Consider the following 20,393-nt stretch of genomic DNA (forward strand, 5'->3'; position numbering starts at 1 on the left):
CTATCTTGGAACTTCTACAGATTGTACAATCATTTCAATAACCTTATCGGCTGTCATCCCTTCCATTTCGCGTTCAGGAGTTAACATAATTCTATGACGTAATACTGGATAAATACTCTTTTTTACATCTTCTGGAATTACAAAATCACGTCCGTTAATTGCCGCAAACGCTTTAGATGCCATCAATACTGCAATACTTGCTCTTGGTGAACCTCCTAAATATAAATGTGCATTGTTACGTGTGTTAGAAATAAGTTGTGCTATGTATTTAATAATTTTTTCTTCTACCAACACCTCAAAAACCTTGCTTCTGTATTCTAATAACTCAGCTTCTGTTAACACAGCTTCCACTTTCGTTTGCGGTAACGCTCCTTTTCGTTCGTTATGAGCAGTGATAATTTGTATTTCTTCTTCTAAGTTAGGATATCCTACATTTATTTTAAACAAGAAACGGTCTAATTGAGCTTCTGGTAAAGCATAAGTTCCCTCCTGCTCTATTGGGTTTTGGGTTGCCAATACCATAAATGGTGGATTCATAACATAACGCTCAGCATCCATCGTAATTTGTTTTTCTTCCATCACCTCAAACAACGCTGCTTGTGTTTTTGCAGGCGCTCTGTTAATCTCATCAATCAATACAATATTTGAGAAAATAGGTCCTTTTTTGAATTCAAAATCAGATGTTTTCATATTTAGTACCGAAGTTCCTAACACATCTGAAGGCATTAAATCTGGCGTAAATTGAATTCGGCTAAAATCAGTTGCAATGGTTTTTGCTAATAGTTTTGCTGTTACCGTTTTCGCAACTCCTGGCACACCTTCAATCAATACATGCCCATCTGCTAGTAAAGAAACCAACAGTAATTCCATAAACTCTTCTTGCCCTACAATTACTTTTCCTAACTGTTCTTTTATTTTAATAACAGCTTCTTTTAATTTCGACAAGTCTACTCTGTTTGAAAATAGTTCGTTTGTTACTTCTGCTGGATTATTTTCTGTATTCATCCTACTCTTTTTTATATGCTTTAAAATCTTCAATAGCCTTATTCAACGCTACCAAATCCTCTTCGGTTATACTTGATTTTGATTGTATTTGCTGTATTTTTTTGAATAAAGCAACTACTTTTTCTTCTGAATTACCACTTCTGTTGGCAAGGTTTTTATAAAAACACTCATCTATTTTTAAGGTTGATAATCTATATTTGATTCTGATATACTCTAAAAAATAGTTGATTTTATGTTCAGCTATATTTTTATGATCTGATTTTTCGTAATACATATTGGCTATGGTACGTGTAAAAGCCAATGTTTGATTTTTTAATGGAGTAATTACAGGAATTAAACGCTGATTACGTTTCCCTTTAAAAATAATAAAGAACAATACCCCTATCAATCCTATATAATATGCCCATTTTAACGATTCGGTTGACAGAATATAATGCATAGGTGAGGTTATTCTACTTTTTCCTGTTTTATAGTAGGTATCCCATAAAATAGCACTTTTACTATTAGAACCTATCCCAGCACCCGTTTCTTTTTTTTGCTGATTATTTAAGTACGATAACACATTAGCTACATATCCATAATTGCTATCTAACAACATATTGTAATTGGTAAATGCTTGTGGGAATGTATGTAAATAGAAGTTTCCTTGACCGTGTTTTACTTTTATGAAGTTTGGTTTTTTGCTAATAATAGAATCATTTTCATTCCTCACTACCAACTCACCTAAAACAGTTGTATTAAGAGTATCTACTTCAGAAAAATACAGCTTTGAAAAATCTCTATCAAAATGATACTCTTTACCACCAAACATAGGGTTACTCATTTTTTGATAGGCTTTTTCTTCAAATGCCGAAGTAGTTAAATAGCTGGTTTGAATCTGCAATGTGTCTAAATGAATTCCGTTTGTTGCTATAAATACATCATTCCCTCTATCTGTGAACTCTAAGAGCTGATTCAACTCATCTTTGTCAAAATTTACTTTATTATCAAGAAAAAAGTACGTTCCATTATTCTTATCGTCTTTTAAATATATGTACGGATTTTGATAGACATCTTTTACTTCACTTTTTGGAAATAAACTAGGCATTTCTTTATGCAATACATACGTACCATACGGAATTTTATGTTTTGCTGCATAACTTGGATACCAATTGATTTCTTTAGGTTTTACAGACTCGACATAAAAAATACCGAGCACTATAAGTACCAACAAGCCAATGTATATTTTTAGTTTCTTATCCAAATTAGTATATTTTAGCTAGCGTGTTTTTAAAATTACTTTCCGCTTGTAAGAATTTTTCTTTATCTATTGAAAACTCACCATACCACACATAATCATACAAGTAAGTTAGCTTTTTAAAATCGCTATGCAATTGCTTTTTTGATGATAACTCTTTTATATAATCTTCGTTTGTTTTTTCTTGTTGCCAAGAGATAAAATCTTTGTCAGACAGGTTTTTTAGTAATAGTAAATAGTAATAACGTATTGCTAACTGATAATTTCCTTCTGAAATTGCTTTCTGAATTAACTTTGGTAAATCTTTATCTTTAATTAACTCCTCCTCTTCCGATAAGTGTACAATAGGTTTGTTTTTTTTACCGTCAATAATATTACGTGCATTTACTTTTAAAAAGAATTTAATAATAAAGTACAACACTAATCCTGCAATTACATATGGTAACGCTTTTAAAACAACACGTAAAAACCCTACTGCTGGAGTAATATCATCAAAAATATAAGAGAGAATTTTTATGATGGTTCGTTTTAACCAATCCCATATTTTTTCTAAAATAGTAGGTTCTCTTTTTTCTACGATGTATATAAATTCATCTTTTTGCTTGTACTCTTCTATTTTTTGAGCATCAAACTTTTTTTGTTCAATAATAGTATCATCATACCTAACTTCTCTTTTTTCTTCTTGAGAGAAAAGAGTTATTGAACAAATAAAAAACGTTATGTAAAAAAGAAACTGCTTCAAAAGATTACTGTCCTATACTATCAATTCTTTCAATAGTTCCTGTAAGGTTTTTTCTTTCGTTGATATCGAAATACAGAAGTACATTCGTTATCAAGGTTATTGAATAAAACATTAACTTACCTGCTATTGAAATAACATTTAAAATCAAGTAAATAGGATCACTAAAAAAGCCTAAAACTTCCGACGGGTTATCACTTCCTGAACCTATCCCCATACTTATTAATTGGTATATCATTGCTGGTATTTGAAATACATACCCTAGAATACTTACTAAAATAGATACAACGAAAACCACCCCAAAAGTCTCCCAAAAATACCCGCTTATAAAGTTGAAACACTTTCCTACTGCTCCAGAGGCTGTTTCATTTTCAAACACTAAAATTGAAGCTCCTAAAGATAATGCTGGCCATGTATAAAACACTGGTAACACACATAGCATTGCACTAGCAAATAATATTAACCCTGCTAAAATACCAAAGCCTGTAAACGACCAAAACTTAGCTTTCGTGTTGGTTACAACGTCTTCTTGTCTGACTACTCCCTTGTTATCTATATACGATTTAATATAATACATACCTGCTAAGTTTATGTAAACGATAGCTACTAAATAAGCTATCAACATAATAAACACCGCTCCCATCATTCCTGCAACTCCACTTGCATCGTCACTCACTATTGATGAAATAGACATCATGTAATAAATCATAGCTGCTACAGCTATAACAATAGGAATTGCAGCTACTTTTAAAATCGTTAAAAAGAATTGCTTCCCTTCTAATCGTATAAATTTAAAAGCATCTGAAATAATACTTCCTAAATCTCTCTCTTTTTTAAACTCTACGTATTCTTTATGCATGGGTTTGTTGATTTTTATAAACTTTAACAGGGTAAATGACGTAATAAAATATGATTAATGCTAATGAAGTAACAATAATTAAAATTGTTAACCAATCTGGCATTTCTGTATGACGGGTTACAAAACCTTCTAAAAATCCTGCAACAATAAAAAACGGAATAGTACTTACCATTATTTTTAATCCGTCTTTCATGCTTCTTTTAAACGATTCTAATCGCGAGTAGGTTTTTGGAAACAATAAGCCATTCCCCAATACCAAACCTGCACAGCCTGCAATAACAATTACTGATATTTCTATAGTTCCATGAATCCAAATGGTTCTTGACGATTCCCAAAACAATCCTTTATCATAAAAGAAATACAAAAACGAACCTAACATTATTCCGTTTTGCATCATAATATATAAGGTTCCAACCGAGAAAAGCATTCCTAAAATGAAGGCATACATGGCAACTTTTATATTATTTACAGTAATTCCTATAAACATATCAACTTCATTGGCTTTTTTATAAACAGCCATTGGATCACCATTTTCAATATTTTCTAAGGTCATGTTTACATAACCATCTCCTAAAATAAGGCGAACAAAATCAATATCAGTTGCAGCTGAAAAAGCTCCACAAATTGAGAAAAAAGCAAATACTAAAAACGCAATCAATAATTGTTTTTGGTGGCTATAAAACATCAAAGGAAATTCCGTTTTAAAAAAACTAACAAACCTGTTTTTACTTTCTTTTTTGGTTTTATATATTTTTTGATGCGCAGCAGAAGCTATAGAATTTAAATATATCACCGTATTTCCGCTCGGATAAAAGGTTTTAGCGTAACTTAAATCATCAGTCAACTCCACATATAAATCAGATAATTTATCTGGTGAAATAACTTTTTTGTTGTACAGCGCATCTTCAAAAAGTTGCCACTTTTCTTTATTTTTATTTACAAAAGCAGCTTCTCTCATGTATTTAAAAAATTAAAGCATGTTTGTTGAGAAGTTTCTCTAATCATAGAATATTTTTATCTTCGCTAAACTAAAAAAAGTTGCATAAATATCAACAAAAAAAAGTGAAAAACTAGTTCATGGATAATTTTCAAATAGAAACAGCTCAAAACATTGCTATTAGTCAAAATGTAGCTCATGTTACCACTCGTATTGGTTCTTATTTAATCGATGCCTTATTTATTGTTGGGTACTACATTATCATTGCTATTATAATAGGTATGTTAGATATCCCTATGAGTATGGAATATATGAGTCTGTTTGTTTTATTAGGGCTCCCTGTATTCTTCTACAGCTTTCTTTTTGAAATTTTAATGAATGGGCAAACACCTGGTAAATACTTCAACCAAATAAGAGTGGTTAAATTGGATGGTTCTAAACCTACTTTTGGAAGTTATTTAATTAGATGGTTGCTACGTTTTGTTGATTTTACTTTAGCTAGTGGCTCTGTTGCAGTTCTTACAATTTTATTAAACGGAAAAGGGCAACGTTTAGGAGATATTGCTGCAGGAACTACTGTAATATCTGAAAAGAAAAGAATTACGTTAAAAGATACTATTGCAAGCGATGTAGTCGATAACTACACACCTACTTATTCACAAGTTACTCTATTGAATGATAACGATATTCATACCATTACAAGGGTATATAGAGATGCCATGAAGAAAAGAAATCATAAAGTAATTTTAAAACTACATACAAAAGTTATTGAATTAACAGGAATTACCACAGAGCAAAAACCTGCTCAATTTATAGATACTGTGATTAAAGATTATCATTATTACGCAAGGCAGTAAACCTAATCAAATTAATCTATGGGAGTATTTTTTATGAAGTTATACTTTCATTCATCTTATAAAAACTTAATTATTATATCTTTGACATAAAAATTGATTTATATTCTTCTTAGTTTACTATTAATAATCTTTTACCAAGACTTAAAAGAAAGACAAGTATTTTTACTTGTTTTATTAACCGCTATAGTTGCTGGTTCATTTATCTATTTTAAAAACACCTTATTAAACATTTATCTTCTCAATATTTTGATAAACCTAATAATCTTATCAACTATATTATTTATAATTTTTCTGTACTCTAAATTAAAACTTAAAAAATCATTTTTCTATTCTTTGGGGCTGGGAGATATACTTTTTTTTATTTTACTATGTATTAGTTTTCCTACAGTAACATTTTTAACTTTATTTTCCGCATCATTAATTTTTTCTCTCATTTTGTTTTTAACCCTAAAACCTAAACTAACTCAAAAAACGGTACCATTGGCTGGATTCCAAGCATTATTTCTATTTTTAATTTTATTTATAAATTTGGTATTTAATATTGTTAATATCTATGCTTTCTAATGAAAAAGAAAAACTTTGATTTACCTACTGAATTATCACAGCTAATTCCCTCTGAACTGGCTTATGAATATAGAATAATCCCCATTAACACAGAGAAAAACAGTACTACCTTTTTAACTGATTCTAATAAAACAGAAAATCTAAAATCTGAGCTTCAAATAGTTTTAGGAAAAAGTATAATTTTAGAAGAAGAATTAACTAGCAATATTGATAGCTACTTACAAAAAAACTACAGAAAACGAAATCGAAAAAGCGCTACTTCTTTACAATATTCAGAAGATTTTTTACTAAATATAATTCATGAAGCTAAAGAGATAGGCAGCAGTGATATACATTTTGAGTCATTTGAAAAACAAAAAAGAGTACGATTTAGAATTGATGGTAAGTTAATTGAAAAATATATTATTCCCGCCTCAGAATATCCCAAAATAATTAATCGCCTAAAAATTATGGCTAGCATGGATATTTCTGAAAAAAGATTACCTCAAGATGGACGTATTAACCTAACCACAAAGTCAGAAGATTTTGACATAAGAGTATCATCTTTACCAACGCTACAGGGAGAAAAACTTGTATTGCGTATACTATCAAAAAACAATGTTGATATTCAGTTAAACAAGTTAGGTTTTACCATAGAAGAGTTAAAAACATATAGAAAAACAATAAAAAAACCCAATGGTATTATTTTAATTTCTGGTCCAACAGGCTCTGGTAAAACCACTACTCTTTATGCTACTTTAAAGGAATTAAACAAAGAAGACACCAATATTCTTACAATAGAAGACCCTGTAGAATACACATTAGAAGGAGTTAATCAAGTTCAATTAAAAGAAGATATAGGTTTAGACTTTTCAAGTACTTTAAAAACTTTTTTAAGGCAAGACCCAGATATAATCATGGTAGGAGAAATAAGAGATGTAGCTACTGCAAATATGGCTATTAGAGCTGCTTTGACAGGCCATCTCGTACTATCAACAATACACACTAACTCTGCATGGGGAACTGTTTCTAGGTTAATAGATATGGGAGTACCTTCTTTTTTAATTGCAAGTACACTAAATATAAGCATCGCTCAACGATTGGTTAGAAAACTTTGTGATAATTGCAAAAAAGAAGAACAAACATCAATAGATTCTGAATTACATGACGCTTTAAAAACTCATTTTATAGCTGTTGGGTGTGAAGAATGTTATCAAACAGGATATAAAGGGAGAAAAGCTATATACGAAATTATACCTGTTACAAAAGAAGTAATTTCATTTATTAAAAAAGAAGAATTAGAAATAGATACTTATTTAAGAGCTAATAAAATTAAAACACTACAAAATAATGCTATTGAACTAGTTAAAGAAGGAGTTACTTCAATTGATGAAGTATATTCATTAATAATCTCGTAAAATGAAAAAACAACACAAAACGTATATTTTAATTATTGCTGTTATTATTGTTTGGGGAGTAATTGGATTTCAAATTTTTGGTTACTTAAATCCTAAGGAAGAAATATTAATACCTGCAACTAACAAACAAAGCATTGCTAGAAAAAAAATAAAGAAAAAGCAAAACTACATTATTAAAAGACACACAAGGGATCCTTTTTTAGGAAAACTAATAACTAAACCTACGAAAAAAGGGAGGAAGAAAAAAGTAGCTGAACCAGTAAATTTTCCTCCTATTATTTATCATGGAATAATTGAAAGTAATAAAAGAAAATCTTTTATAATATCCATAAACGGAAATCAAAACATTTTAAAAATAGGGCAATCTATTAGTGATATAAAATTACTTTCTGGTAATAAAAAAGAAGTGAAAATTCATTACAAGGGAAACAACAAAGTAATTCCTCTTAGTTAATAATGCTTAATAGGTTAACAAAAATAAAAGCGGGTGCTTTACAGTATGTTTTGGTAATTTCAGTTATCATTGCTATTATACTACTAACCTTCATCCTGTTAATTAACTTACAAAACAAACTATCTGCAAAGCGCCTTTTCTACAAACAAGCCATTTTAAACGTTAATTACGGATTTGATTACTTATCAAATACAGATATTGAATATAACCAAGTCTTGACAAAACAATTTTCAGACAACATTAAAGAATCTACATCAATATTTAAAAAAAAGTGGGGAATTTTTGAAATAGGCTTTGTTACATCTAAAGTAGGACAAGAATATTTTCAAAAACTAGGTCTTTTAGGCTGGTGGCAAGATAAAAGAAAAGCTCTTTACCTTCAAGATAATAATACTCCGTTAGTTATGGTTGGAGATGCTAAAATAGTAGGCGATGTTTTTTTACCTAAAAGAGGTATCAAAACAGGGAATATTGGAGGTACTTCATTTTACAACAATAAATTAATTGAAGGAGTTAAACATACAAGCACCAATAAACTACCACAAATATCCAACTCTATAGTAATAGAACAACTACTAAAACACTACTATCTAAATGACTCTATTCAAAATTTTGAGCTAGAAGAAAATCTTAATATCACACAATCATTTAATAAAAAAACATTTTTACACGAAACAACTTCCAGCATTTATCTTCAAAATATTTCTTTAAAAGGTAATATTATAGTGAGGTCTGATAGAAAAATAACAATTACTGCTTCAGCTAAATTAAATGACATTATTCTTATTGCTCCTGAAATCGTCTTAGAAAAAAATGTAACAGGAAATTTTCAAGCTTTTGCTACCAAAACGATAACTGTTAATGAAAACTGTAAAATTAATTATCCATCCTCCTTGGTTCTTCTTTTAAAGAGTGATGAAGCTAAAAAAAATCAAAAAGAAAATAAAATAGAATTAAAACAAGGAGTCATCTTTAAAGGAGTGATGATATATAAAAAAGAAAATAGTGAACTACAACAAAGCAATTATAATCCTCAAATAATTATTAAAGAAGAAGCTGTAGTTACAGGAGAAGTCTATTGTGAAGCTAACCTAGAACTACTTGGAGAAGTAAAAGGGATGGTAATAACAAAAAACTTTATAACCAACCAACAAGGAAGCACTTATATAAATCACATATTAAACGGTAAGATTAACGCAAATAAACTCCCTACACAATATGTAGGAATGAACTTAAACTCTAATAATCAAAATATAGCTAAATGGTTATATTAAAAAAAATAAAAGCATCGTCGTTGAATGAAGTAATAATAGCAACTATTGTTATTGTTTTAGTTTTTGGTATAGCTATAGCTATACTTAACAACATTATGCAAAATACAATTCGTAAGAATACTAAAGCGGCAGATTCAAAGCTAAGTGAAATAGTATATCAATATCAACATGCATTAATTAAACTTCCTTATAGCAATGATGAAGGAGATTGGTTAATTCATATTTCTAAACAAAACAATAATAATTTAAATGAAATTGAATTTGAAATAACCTCTAAAAAAACAAATACAACAGTTTCAAGAAAAATTATTGATTATGAAAAAAATTAAAGCTTTTACATTAACTGAGCTTCTTGTAGTAATGGTTGTATCAACTATAGTGATATCTTTAGCTTTTTTAGTATTAACAATGATTCAAAAACAAACACAAAGCATTAAAATCAACTTAAACAAAAAACAAACCATAGAAAATTTAGACAAGGTACTATGGAAAGATTTTAATGAAGCTAATAATGTTTTTTTTAAAAAGGAACTTCTTTCTTTTGAAAAAGAGTTAGATACCATAACATATACTTTTCAGAAAAAAACAATAATTAGAGAAAAAGATAGCTTTTCAATTCAAACAAATAATAAAACTTTTTTTTTAGATGGTTTAAAAGTTAAAAACGGGGCTATTGACGCCTTAAAATTAGAATTTGAAAACACTTACAATAATCAGAAATTATTTGTAAACAGAGTAAAAAGTGCTTCATTTTATATAAATTAAAGAATGGGATTTCAAATAAAAAACATTAAAGAATCTAAAGAAAAAACTTTTGATTTTGATAAGTTATTAAAAAAAGAAATAAACTTATTTGGAAAATCATTTTCTAACAAAAAGAAAGAAAGTTTTTACACAGAGTTGTATGTACTTTTACAAGCTGGACTGGAATTAAAAGATGCATTAGAGTTAATTTCAAAAGAGCAAAAAAAAGAAACAGACGAACAGTTAATTGAATCTATTATTGAAAAACTTATTTCTGGAAAAAATTTTTCAGAAGCTTTACAAGAAAAAAAGCTTTTCTCTACTTATGAATATGTTTCAATTCAAATAGGAGAAAGAACAGGAACTTTAAATAAAGTTATAGAAGAATTGGGTAATTATTTCAAAAAGAAAAATGAGCAGAAAAGAACTGTTTTAAACGCTCTCTCCTATCCTATTATAATTCTTACAACTGCATTTTTTGCTGTAGGCTTTATGTTACAATTCGTAGTACCTATGTTTGCTGATATTTTTAAACAAAATAATGTTGAACTCCCTTGGATTACTACTAAAATTATAATGATTTCAAACTTTTTTAAAAATTATTACTGGGTTCTATTTTTAGTAATTGTAATTACAGTAGTTTTAAGAAAGTTTTTCAAAAACACACTATGGTATCAAAGAATTAGTTCTAAAATAATCTTAAGGCTACCTTTTATTGGTGAGTTTGTAAAAAAAGTAAAAGTTGCTCAATTTACACAAGCACTCTCTTTACTTATAGGTGCTAAAGTTCCTTTATTAAATGGCATTCAACTTACACAGAAAATGATTAACTTCTATCCCTTGCAACAAGCCTTAAACAATATAGAAAATGACATCTTAGTAGGAAAAACATTATCAGAAAGCATAAAAAAACATTCTATTTTCGATTCAAAAATGATTTCTTTAACTAAAGTTGCAGAAGAAACAAACCAAAATCAGGTTATTTTTGAGCGATTGACAACCCAATATAATAAAGATGTAGAGTATAAATCAAAAATGTTAAGCACAGCTTTAGAACCATTAATTATTTTAATTTTAGGAATAGTTGTAGCTACAATACTTATAGCTATGTACATACCAATGTTTAAGTTAAGTACCGTTATAGGTTAATCCTTTACTATTTCCTTTAAATTTTTGTCTTGGTCTACTTCCCAAATATTAAAAACTCCATCACCGTCAAAATCACTAACAGCAATTGCTCTAGCTTTAAATGAGTTATTTGTAGCTTCAATTATTTCATAGCTATAATAAGCTGTTCCTCCTTGGTTAATATTTTTAGGAATAATAAAGTCTACCTCATTAAAATCATTTGAATATTTTGAGTGTAAGTAGAAATAGCTTTTTTGCAATCCATATAAATGGTTTAGTTGAACTTTAGCTTCAATGCTTTTAGCTTTTGAAATTTGTGGCATTAAAGAAGGTAATGCTATTAAAATAAGAATTCCTATAATAACTAAAACAACTAAAAGTTCCTGTAAGTTATAAGCATCTACCTTTTTTGAAAATTTCAATTTCATCTCTGTTTTTTTGATTTTTGTCAAAAGTATTAAAAATGAAATAATTCTTTACATTTGCCTCTAAAATTTAAAGTTTTTATGAAAAAGAAAGTATTGATGCTTCTCTCTGCATTAGTTTTAACAAATTGTGAAGCCATATTCGTTGAGAATATTTCAGATAAAAAAATCACCATTGTCTCTCCTGCTAATAAAGTTAAGCTAGATGATCCAGAAATAGTTTTTTCATGGAATAAACTGGATGACGTAGACGTATATCACTTAAAAGTTATTACCCCAAACTTTAGTAACATTACCAAAACTGTACTAGATACAGTGATTGCAAAATCTTTATTCTCAAAAAAACTAAGCTCTGGTGATTATGAGTGGAGTATTATTGGAAAAAACTCCGAGTATCAAACACAAGAAACTAGAAGCTCTTTTACTATAAATTAATTATTAAATATTTTGAAAAAGAAATTACTCCTATTTTTTTTATTATCCAGTTCTATCCTTTTTTCACAACAAACAAATAATAGAATATCCAAACTGAAACATACGTTAGACAGTTTACAAACAAAAATCCCAGGACTTACTAAAAAAGTTGATTTTAGTGTTAACAATATTGAACTTCCTGTCTTCGTAAGGTCAGTAGCAAATACTCATAAAGTAAATGTAAGTATTGGTCCTGAGCTAAATAATTTTTCTTTATCTCATAATTTTTCGGATGCTACTGTTAGCAACATATTTTTGTATTTATGCAAAGAGTATTCTTTAACAATAGAACCTTTAGGAAATATTCTATCAATAAAAAAACACTCTCGTAAACCTATTTTTAAAACAAAAAATATACCTGTAGAATATGATTCAACTATTGATAAATTCTCTATTGAATTAAACAACGATACGTTGTCTGTTGCTTTTAAAAAAATAACCGATGTAACAGGTAAAAACTTAGTGTATTCTGTTGGTTTAGGGAATAAACGGATATCTGGTTATATTCAAGGAAAAACTTTTGAAAGTGCAATAGATAAATTAGCTTTTTCGAACAATTTGTTAGTTACAAAAACAAAAGATGATTATTATTTATTTGAAGAGGTTTCTAATGGATCAAGCACAGCAAATATTAAATCAAAGCAAAGACCAAGAAGATATCGAAGCTCTAACTTTTTTTATCAAGTAAACGATACAATAAATAAAATTATAAGTGTTGATTTTGAAAACACTGATATAGCTTCAATTATTAAAAATATTGGTTATGATTTAAATGTAGGAATTTTCACAAACACTTCACTAACAGCGATAGGAAAAGCTTCTATAAAAACAGACAGTATAACCTATGATAGGTTGTTATATAAGCTATTAGAAGACACTCCTTACACATATAAAAAAGAAGATAATTTATACTTTTTAGGAAAAAGAGAACAAGCCTCTTTAAGAAGTATTGTAACTGTTCCTTTATTACATAGGTCTATTGAGATTATGGCTGCCCCGATGAATAACAGGAATCAATTTAGCTATAATACTTCTTCTTTCAATCAAAATACAAGTAATAATAACTATGCCCAAAACTATAATAAGAATGGCTTTAACAATCAACAGCAAACTATAAATACAAGAAACAATAATAGATCTTTTAATACTTACAATAACAAAGCAGAAGCTTTAATTAATATTCTTCCTAAAGAGGTAACAAACGACTTAGAAGTAAAAACAGATATAGAAAGAAACAGTTTTATAATTAGTGGAGATGCTCAAAAAATAGAAAAATTTAAATCTTTTATTAAGGAAATAGATAAACCGGTACCGGTTATTCTCATAGAAGTAATGATTTTAGAAGTAAATAAATCTGCTACAGTGGACACAGGTATTGAGTTAGGGTTAGGCAAAAAACCTGTTAAAGATGCCGGACAATTATTCCCTTCTGCTGACTTAACGCTAGGAGCAACTACTATTAATAAAATAATAGGAGGGTTTAATGGTTTTGGTTCTTTAAATGTAGGTAAAGTAGTTCCTAATTTTTATGCAAAGATCAATGCTATGGAGGCTAATGGAAATATTAAAATTCGTTCTACCCCTAAACTATCAACTTTAAACGGACACAAGGCTGTTTTATCAAATGGAGAACGTTCTTATTATGCTATTACAAGGAGAGACATTATAGGTTCTCAAAACCCTCAAACAACTGAAATTAAAAATTATGTTCCTATTGACGCTGATTTATCTATAGCTATAAAACCCTTGGTAGCTGGAGATAATCAAATTACAATGAGTATTAATGTAGTCCAGTCAAGTTTTAATGGAAAGAGAATAGACAAAGAGGCTCCTCCAGGAATGAACTCTAGAGAGTTTACATCTATCATTAGGGTTAAAGATCAAGATGTAGTAATATTGGGTGGGTTGGAAGAAAACTTAAAAAATGATTCAGGTTCCGGAGTCCCTTTATTGTCCAGAATACCAGTAATAAAATGGTTGTTTAGTAAAAGAAAACGTATTGACTCTAAAAAAAAGCTATCTGTTTTAATTAAACCTACAATCATTAAATAATGCTTAAAGATTGGTTTTTATATAATAATAGATTTTGTGCTGTAGAACACACCTTCAATCCTCAAGGAAAAGAAAGTTACCATTTTTTACAATTGAAGAAAAAAGGAAAAGAACTTCAATTAGACAGTAAAAAAACTTTTTCTACTCATAAAGAGCTTATTAGTTTTCTCAAGAAATCTAAACAACAACAAATTGTTTTAGTTTTTAACAACCAACAAGTTTTAACTAAAAACATAAACAAACCTGAAAATTATCAAAATATATTTCAATTAGCATACCCTAGTTTAAATAGTACAGAATTCTACTATCAATATGAAAAAACTAATGATAATATATTTTTAGCAGTGACAAGAAAGTCATACATTGATGACTTAATTAAACTATATTCTTCTAATCAAATTTCTGTTTTAGACTTCTCTTTAGGAAATCTATCAGTTTTTGAAATTGCTAATTTATTTCAGACATCGGAAATTACTACATCCAATTCAAAAATACTTCTTGAACACAAAAAAATAATTAATATCACCCCTAAACATTTCAATAATAAAATCTATATTGTTAATGGTTTAAACATTGATAGCAATAGTCTTTTATCTTTAGGTATTATTATAAGTTTTTATTTAAAGACTAATTTTCACCATACTAAAACTCATTTCAATAGCTTTAAAAATAAAGTCATTTTTAATAAAGGCTATAAAACAGCTCTGAGTTTTTGCCTTGTAATATTATTTATTAATTTTTTGTTTTTTAGTTCATATTATAAAGAAGTTACAGAATTAAACAGCTACATAGAAATAAATAACAGTACTAAGGAAAATCTAAAATTATTGAATAATGAAGTAATAGAAAAAGAAAAATTATTGAATCAAATTCAAAATTACTCCTCAATAAGCATTGCTAAATATATAGATGAGATTTCTTATACTACACCCAATACAATATTACTGACAGAATTGAATTATCAACCTTTTTTAAATACCATTAAAGAGAAGAAAGAAATAAAGAACGAGTTAAAAACAATAAGAATCAGTGGTAATTTTAAATCCAATTCAGATATTAGTAATTGGGTAGATATAATAGAGAAACTTACTTGGGTTAAAGAAGTTTCTAATTTAAAAATAGAAAACACCAAACAAATTTCTAAATTTCATTTTTCAATAATTATAAAAAATGAGTTATAAAAAGAAAAATATCATGCTACTTTTTTCTTTCATTGCTTTATTGAGCTTTATATATGTATTTAGTATTTCTAAAACATTAGACTACAAAAAAAAACTCAGTGATTTACTACAAGAAAAAGAAAAAATTAATAATAGTACTATTGAACTAAAACTACTTAAAGAAAAGTCTATATACTTAGACTCAATTTTAAAACAAGAAAACATATCTGTTACTAACTCTTTTCAACAAATTATTTTAAAAAAAATAAATGAATTCAAAAAAGAAAACAAAATTGAACTAATTGAATTCAATACGTCTATAAATGTGCTAGACAACAATACAAATGCTCAGCTATATCCCTTAATTATAAAAGGAAACTTTAATGAGTTGCTATCGCTTTTAAACTACATAGAACAACAAGGCTTGGGAGAAATTAAAAACATTAATTTTCTTAAAAAGAAAGATTACAGAACTAAAAAAAACTTTCTGCTTTTAAAACTTTACATAAAAAAAATTGCTACAAAAAACTAAAAATCATACTTTTACAAATGAAAACAAAAAACAAATTGCTAATTTAATTGCTATTACATTTTATGAAAAAAACTATGTTAAGCATCGTAATGATGCTCTTTTGTGTATGGGGGTATACACAAGAACTACCTACAATTATTCCTCCTTCACCTGAAGCAACTTCTTTGGCTAAGTTTACTGAAGTGCCTGTTAATCATTATTCAGGTCTGCCAAATATAAATATTCCTATATATACAATTCAAGAAAAAGGGATGACTATCCCTATAAATTTAAGTTATCACGCCAGAGGGGTTCAAGTAGCTGAAATTGCACCAAGAGTAGGACTAGGATGGGGTTTGAATTATGGAGGTTCTATTTCAAGACAAATTAGAGGAAAAGCAGACGAATTTGTAAAAGGTTATTTACGAGAAAATTTTTATGATACTTTTTTTACAGATTCAGCCACTCGTACAATACTTTACAATCAAGATGTAAATAGAACTCCTTATGATTATGTTCCAGATGTTTTTTATTTTAATGCTAATGGAATTAATGGGAAGTTTATTTTTGATCAAAAAACAAAACAACCCTTGTTGCAAGAGTTTAAAGACTTTTCTGTTACATATTCATTGGATAATTCAGATGAAGAAGATAGAATATCAAGTTTTATTGTAACGGATAAGGATGGAAATAAGTTTTATTATGGAGTTTCTGAAGATGGTTTAAGAAAAGCTAGAAATTATGATGAAATAATCCATAGTATGGTAAAATCGGAACCAGGAGCAATTACTTATTTACCTAACGAGTCTGTTTATTCATACAATGCATGGCAACTAATGGATATTGTAACCTCTTTAGGTGCAAAAATTAAATTTTTTTATGAAAAGGAAGAATCAATTTTTTACAGAAGGTCTTATGATAGTTATAAAAAGGAAAATAATGAAGGGCCTAAAATTTTAAAAAGTTTTTTTACTAAAAATAGAAGTAATCAATATTTAATAAAAAAGATAGAGTTTTCATCTGGAAAAATTGAATTTGAAAAAAGTATAAATGAGAGACAAGATGTTGAAGATGCTTTTACATTAGATACGATAAAAATATTAGACAGTAATGATGAAATAATAAAGAAATATCACTTTAATTACATATATACTACAGATAACTCACCTGATAATGTTTTAGAAACGTTATACAATGGAGACCCGAAAGCAAAAAATAGGTTGTTTTTAAGCTCTATTACAGAAAGTGGTTCTGAAGGAAACATTTTACCAGAATACTCTTTTGTGTATTCTAATATTAAACTACCTAATAGACATTCTAATTCACAAGACATTTGGGGGTATTATAATGGGGCTGATAATGGGAGGTTTTTAACTTTTTTTGATTATAGCAGTACTAACCCAATAAACAGGAGGGTTGATACTATAAAGTCTGAAGCTGGGTTGTTAAAAAAAATTAAGTATCCAACAGGTGGATATACTGAATATTTATTTGAACATAATAAAGTTATAGCAGGTAATTTGAAAGATATAGTTCATAATACCATAAACCCATTAACAAAATTAACAAATGGGTTATCTAATTTAGAATCTCAATATTACAATGGTATAGAATATTCTAAATCGATTGTTATTGGAGAAAATATAAAAGGAAAAGTAGATATCAAGACATGGTTTACAGACGAACAAAATTGTAGTTCAACAGGATATTTACCCGATTGTAAATTTGAAGTGTCTATTCATAATAAAGATAAAAGGGAAGCGTATCCTATATACATAGGGAGTGCTATTTTAAATTTATCACCAGGAAATTATTTACTTAAAGTAAAACCAAAAAATCATGTTCACGACCCATATAATATTAATCATGGATTCAATGTTATTATGAGCTGGGAAGAACAAGAAATTTCTGATGATGATTTAATTTATGGAGAAGGTAAACGTATTAAAAGAATTGATTTTAAAGATTCAAATGACATTGTTAAAACCAAAGAGTATGAATACTTAACCCCAGAAGGAAATTGTAGCGGGGTGTTGTTTGGTCTTCCTGGTTTTTATGCTAAAGATGATGTTGGTATTGGATTAGTGATGTATGGTTCAATACCAGGAGGGGAGTTAGCAATTGCATATGGAAATAGCTTAGGCTATTCACATGTAGTAGAGTATATAGGTAATAAAAATAATAATATGGGAAAAGTAGAGTATGAATTTACAACTTTTCAAAATGCAGGAAACTATTATAAATTCCCCTATACAGTACCTGTGGATAATGAATGGATAAGAGGAAAGAATATTTCGTTAAAATATTTAAAAAAAACAGGTAATAATTATCTTTTGATAAAAAAAATAGAGAATGAATATTCATATGGAGGATCACTAACCCCATCATATTTCACTGGAACACCTTTACTACATGATCCACCAGTTAATGAAAGGCTTACAGAAAGAACAAGGTTTTTACTTCCTTTAATTGTGTTTACAGATACATATGCTAATTATAAAGTTTATTTTCAAAGCGGAGGGACATTAGATTTACTTAATACAAAAGAAACAAATTATTTTGATTATGGAAATACATTTACCATCACAGATTATTATTATAATTATGACAAACACTATCAGTTAAAGTCTAGTAAAAAAACAAAAAGTAACGGAGATGTTATTTTAAATAGAATTATATACCCTCAAGATAAATCAAATTTATTATTAACTACAGCAGAAGAAGGACTAAAATCATTCCATCGTTTTTTACCAATAGAAACATACATGTACAAAGATATTGATAAAAACGGAAAAGGTACAAGTTCAGAACTGTTATCTAGTCAATATACAAGTTACGAACTTTTCAATAACTTATATTTACCGAGTAAAATACAAACCTCAAAAGGAACACAAGCATTAGAAGACCGAATCATATATCACAGTTACGATAGCAAAGGTAACCCAACCGAGGTAAGTAAAGCAGATGGAACTCACATTGTATATATATGGGGGTATAACCAAACACAACCTGTAGCCATAATAGAAAATGCTAAACTTTCAGATATTCCAAATACGTATATTAATCCTATAAGGAATGCTTCAAACTTGGATGATGATAGAACTATAGATAGTAGAGATAACAATGGTAGTGTAACTAATTATATAGGGAATGAAGGGCAGTTACGTTTTTATTTAAATAAATTACATCAATTAACAGCATTAGAAAACTCACAAATGACATTTTACACTTATGACCCTTTAATAGGCGTAACGAGTATTACCGATCCACGAGGACAAACAGTCTACTATCAGTACGATGAATTTAACCGATTAGAATTTATAAAAGATGCCGACGGGAATCTTTTAAAAGAACATAAGTACCATTATAAAAACTAATTTGCTATGAAAAAAAACATATTACTGATAATTGTATCTCTTTTTTTTACTGAGATTCTTTTTTCCCAAATAATGCCAGACCCTGATTTCCCTGGAGATGAAATAACCTGGTATCGTGATTTAGATGGAGATGGGTATGGTAATCCAAGGTCTTCTATTCAAAGCTCTACCCAACCCAATGGTTATGTGTTTAATGGAGCAGATTGTGATGATAGTAATCCTAATATAGGTCCAGAAAAGTTCTGGTATAGAGATAGTGATGGAGATGGGTATGGTACATCATCAAATAAAGTACTATCCTGTACAGCTCTATCTGGCTATGTAAGTAACTCTAGTGATTGTGATGATAACAATTCTTCTCTCCCTCGATATTATTATAGAGATGTTGATGGAGATGGTTACGGAACTTTGTCAAACAAAGTATTAGGCTGTTCAGCTCCTTCTGGCTATGTAAGCAATGCTAGTGATTGTAACGATTCAAACGCTAGCCTTCCTAAATATTGGTATCTTGATTCAGATGAAGATGGCTATGGGGCAGGAATTGGAATTTTAGATTGCAATCAACCAACATTAACAAACCCTGATGGTTCATTAGCCTATTCAAATATAAATGGTGATTGTAATGATGATAATTCTAATATTAAACCTGGTGCTCTTGAAATATGTGATGGTATTGATAACGATTGTGATGGACAAATAGACGAAGCACCTAAACCAGGTACTCCAAGTACTCCATCTGTTATGAAATACTGTGGTTATACGGTACTAACTAGAGGAAGTTCTCCCAGTGGAATCACTTATTATTGGCAAAGTAGTAGCTCAGGATCCAGTACGGCTAATTCAAGTGCCAGTATCACCAGAACTAGTGGAACTATTTACTATCTAAGAGCTCGTAACAATATAACAGGATGTTGGAGTAGCACCAGAAGTGTGAGTTATAGTATAAACACTATACCCGATACTCCAAGTACTCCATCCATTAAGAAAAACTGTGGAAATACGGTACTAACGCAAAGTAATTCTCCTAGCGGAGTCACTTATTATTGGCAAAGTAGTAGCTCAGGAACCAGCACATCCAACTCAAGTACTAATATTACCAGAACTAGCGGAACTATTTATTATCTAAGAGCAAGAAATAATACCTCAGGATGTTGGAGTGGCGCCAGAAGTGTAAGTTATAGCATAAATACTATACCCGA

The 20,393-nt window shown here is 28.9% G+C and carries 19 protein-coding genes; 13 read left to right on the top strand and 6 right to left on the bottom strand.

Annotation, left to right across the window (positions count from 1 at the left end; all coding sequences use genetic code 11):
* Genes LCI24_RS14735 through LCI24_RS14755 form a run of 5 tightly spaced genes read right to left on the bottom strand, consistent with a single transcriptional unit; the run spans nucleotide 1 to nucleotide 4,798 of the window.
* Complete coding sequence (locus LCI24_RS14735) at nucleotides 1–1,005, bottom strand: AAA family ATPase (protein WP_274641056.1); 1,005 nt, start codon at nucleotides 1,003–1,005, stop codon at nucleotides 1–3.
* Nucleotide 1,006: 1 nt separating this feature from the next.
* Nucleotides 1,007–2,248, bottom strand: a complete 1,242-nt coding sequence (locus LCI24_RS14740; RefSeq protein ID WP_274641057.1) for a DUF4350 domain-containing protein — start codon at nucleotides 2,246–2,248, stop codon at nucleotides 1,007–1,009.
* 1 nt (nucleotide 2,249) lies between these two features.
* Complete coding sequence (locus LCI24_RS14745) at nucleotides 2,250–2,984, bottom strand: DUF4129 domain-containing protein (protein WP_274641058.1); 735 nt, start codon at nucleotides 2,982–2,984, stop codon at nucleotides 2,250–2,252.
* Nucleotides 2,985–2,988: 4 nt separating this feature from the next.
* Nucleotides 2,989–3,840 carry a hypothetical protein gene (locus LCI24_RS14750; protein WP_274641059.1) on the bottom strand — a complete coding sequence of 284 codons (852 nt, stop codon included), beginning with the start codon at nucleotides 3,838–3,840 and terminating at the stop codon, nucleotides 2,989–2,991.
* Nucleotides 3,833–4,798 (bottom strand): stage II sporulation protein M, encoded by a 966-nt coding sequence (locus tag LCI24_RS14755; RefSeq protein WP_274641060.1) that lies wholly within the window; start codon nucleotides 4,796–4,798, stop codon nucleotides 3,833–3,835. The genes LCI24_RS14750 and LCI24_RS14755 overlap by 8 nt, the downstream gene beginning before the upstream one ends.
* A gap of 119 nt (nucleotides 4,799–4,917) precedes the next feature.
* Here LCI24_RS14755 and LCI24_RS14760 point away from each other — a divergent pair, with 119 nt between their 5' ends.
* From LCI24_RS14760 to LCI24_RS14790, 7 genes are all read left to right on the top strand, one after another.
* Nucleotides 4,918–5,634, top strand: a complete 717-nt coding sequence (locus LCI24_RS14760; protein ID WP_274641061.1) for an RDD family protein — start codon at nucleotides 4,918–4,920, stop codon at nucleotides 5,632–5,634.
* A 563-nt stretch (nucleotides 5,635–6,197) separates the two neighbouring features.
* Nucleotides 6,198–7,595: a GspE/PulE family protein gene (locus LCI24_RS14765; protein ID WP_274641062.1), complete on the top strand. Its 1,398-nt coding sequence runs from the start codon at nucleotides 6,198–6,200 to the stop codon at nucleotides 7,593–7,595.
* A 1-nt stretch (nucleotide 7,596) separates the two neighbouring features.
* A complete protein-coding gene (locus LCI24_RS14770) occupies nucleotides 7,597–8,049 on the top strand; it encodes a hypothetical protein (RefSeq protein ID WP_274641063.1) in 453 nt (150 codons plus the stop codon).
* Nucleotides 8,050–8,051: 2 nt separating this feature from the next.
* Nucleotides 8,052–9,323, top strand: coding sequence for a hypothetical protein (locus LCI24_RS14775; protein WP_274641064.1), 1,272 nt, complete (start codon nucleotides 8,052–8,054; stop codon nucleotides 9,321–9,323).
* Nucleotides 9,311–9,652, top strand: coding sequence for a hypothetical protein (locus tag LCI24_RS14780; RefSeq protein ID WP_274641065.1), 342 nt, complete (start codon nucleotides 9,311–9,313; stop codon nucleotides 9,650–9,652). Before LCI24_RS14775 ends, LCI24_RS14780 begins: the two co-directional genes overlap by 13 nt.
* On the top strand, nucleotides 9,639–10,088 hold the full coding sequence (locus LCI24_RS14785) for a PulJ/GspJ family protein (RefSeq protein WP_274641066.1): 450 nt from the start codon (nucleotides 9,639–9,641) through the stop codon (nucleotides 10,086–10,088). The genes LCI24_RS14780 and LCI24_RS14785 overlap by 14 nt, the downstream gene beginning before the upstream one ends.
* 3 nt (nucleotides 10,089–10,091) lie before the next feature.
* On the top strand, nucleotides 10,092–11,216 hold the full coding sequence (locus LCI24_RS14790; RefSeq protein ID WP_274641067.1) for a type II secretion system F family protein: 1,125 nt from the start codon (nucleotides 10,092–10,094) through the stop codon (nucleotides 11,214–11,216).
* Here LCI24_RS14790 and LCI24_RS14795 read toward each other — a convergent pair.
* Nucleotides 11,213–11,623, bottom strand: coding sequence for a prepilin-type N-terminal cleavage/methylation domain-containing protein (locus LCI24_RS14795; RefSeq protein WP_274641068.1), 411 nt, complete (start codon nucleotides 11,621–11,623; stop codon nucleotides 11,213–11,215). The two genes, LCI24_RS14790 and LCI24_RS14795, sit on opposite strands and share 4 nt — an antisense overlap.
* Nucleotides 11,624–11,701: 78 nt before the next feature.
* Between LCI24_RS14795 and LCI24_RS14800 the strand changes: the two genes are divergently transcribed.
* The 6 genes from LCI24_RS14800 to LCI24_RS14825 all read left to right on the top strand — a co-directional run.
* Nucleotides 11,702–12,055, top strand: a complete 354-nt coding sequence (locus LCI24_RS14800) for a hypothetical protein (RefSeq protein ID WP_121147435.1) — start codon at nucleotides 11,702–11,704, stop codon at nucleotides 12,053–12,055.
* Between the two features lie 12 nt (nucleotides 12,056–12,067).
* Nucleotides 12,068–14,146, top strand: a complete 2,079-nt coding sequence (locus tag LCI24_RS14805; RefSeq protein WP_274641069.1) for a type II secretion system protein GspD — start codon at nucleotides 12,068–12,070, stop codon at nucleotides 14,144–14,146.
* Nucleotides 14,146–15,327 (top strand): hypothetical protein, encoded by a 1,182-nt coding sequence (locus tag LCI24_RS14810; RefSeq protein ID WP_274641070.1) that lies wholly within the window; start codon nucleotides 14,146–14,148, stop codon nucleotides 15,325–15,327. The genes LCI24_RS14805 and LCI24_RS14810 overlap by 1 nt, the downstream gene beginning before the upstream one ends.
* A 13-nt stretch (nucleotides 15,328–15,340) precedes the next feature.
* Nucleotides 15,341–15,838 carry a hypothetical protein gene (locus LCI24_RS14815; protein ID WP_274641071.1) on the top strand — a complete coding sequence of 166 codons (498 nt, stop codon included), beginning with the start codon at nucleotides 15,341–15,343 and terminating at the stop codon, nucleotides 15,836–15,838.
* A gap of 62 nt (nucleotides 15,839–15,900) precedes the next feature.
* Nucleotides 15,901–19,194, top strand: a complete 3,294-nt coding sequence (locus LCI24_RS14820; protein ID WP_274641072.1) for an RHS repeat domain-containing protein — start codon at nucleotides 15,901–15,903, stop codon at nucleotides 19,192–19,194.
* 6 nt (nucleotides 19,195–19,200) lie between these two features.
* On the top strand, nucleotides 19,201–20,393 hold a 1,193-nt coding region (locus tag LCI24_RS14825), incomplete at its 3' end, for a putative metal-binding motif-containing protein (protein WP_274641073.1).

Source organism: Tenacibaculum larymnensis (assembly GCF_028829235.1).
Lineage (GTDB): Bacteria > Bacteroidota > Bacteroidia > Flavobacteriales > Flavobacteriaceae > Polaribacter > Polaribacter larymnensis.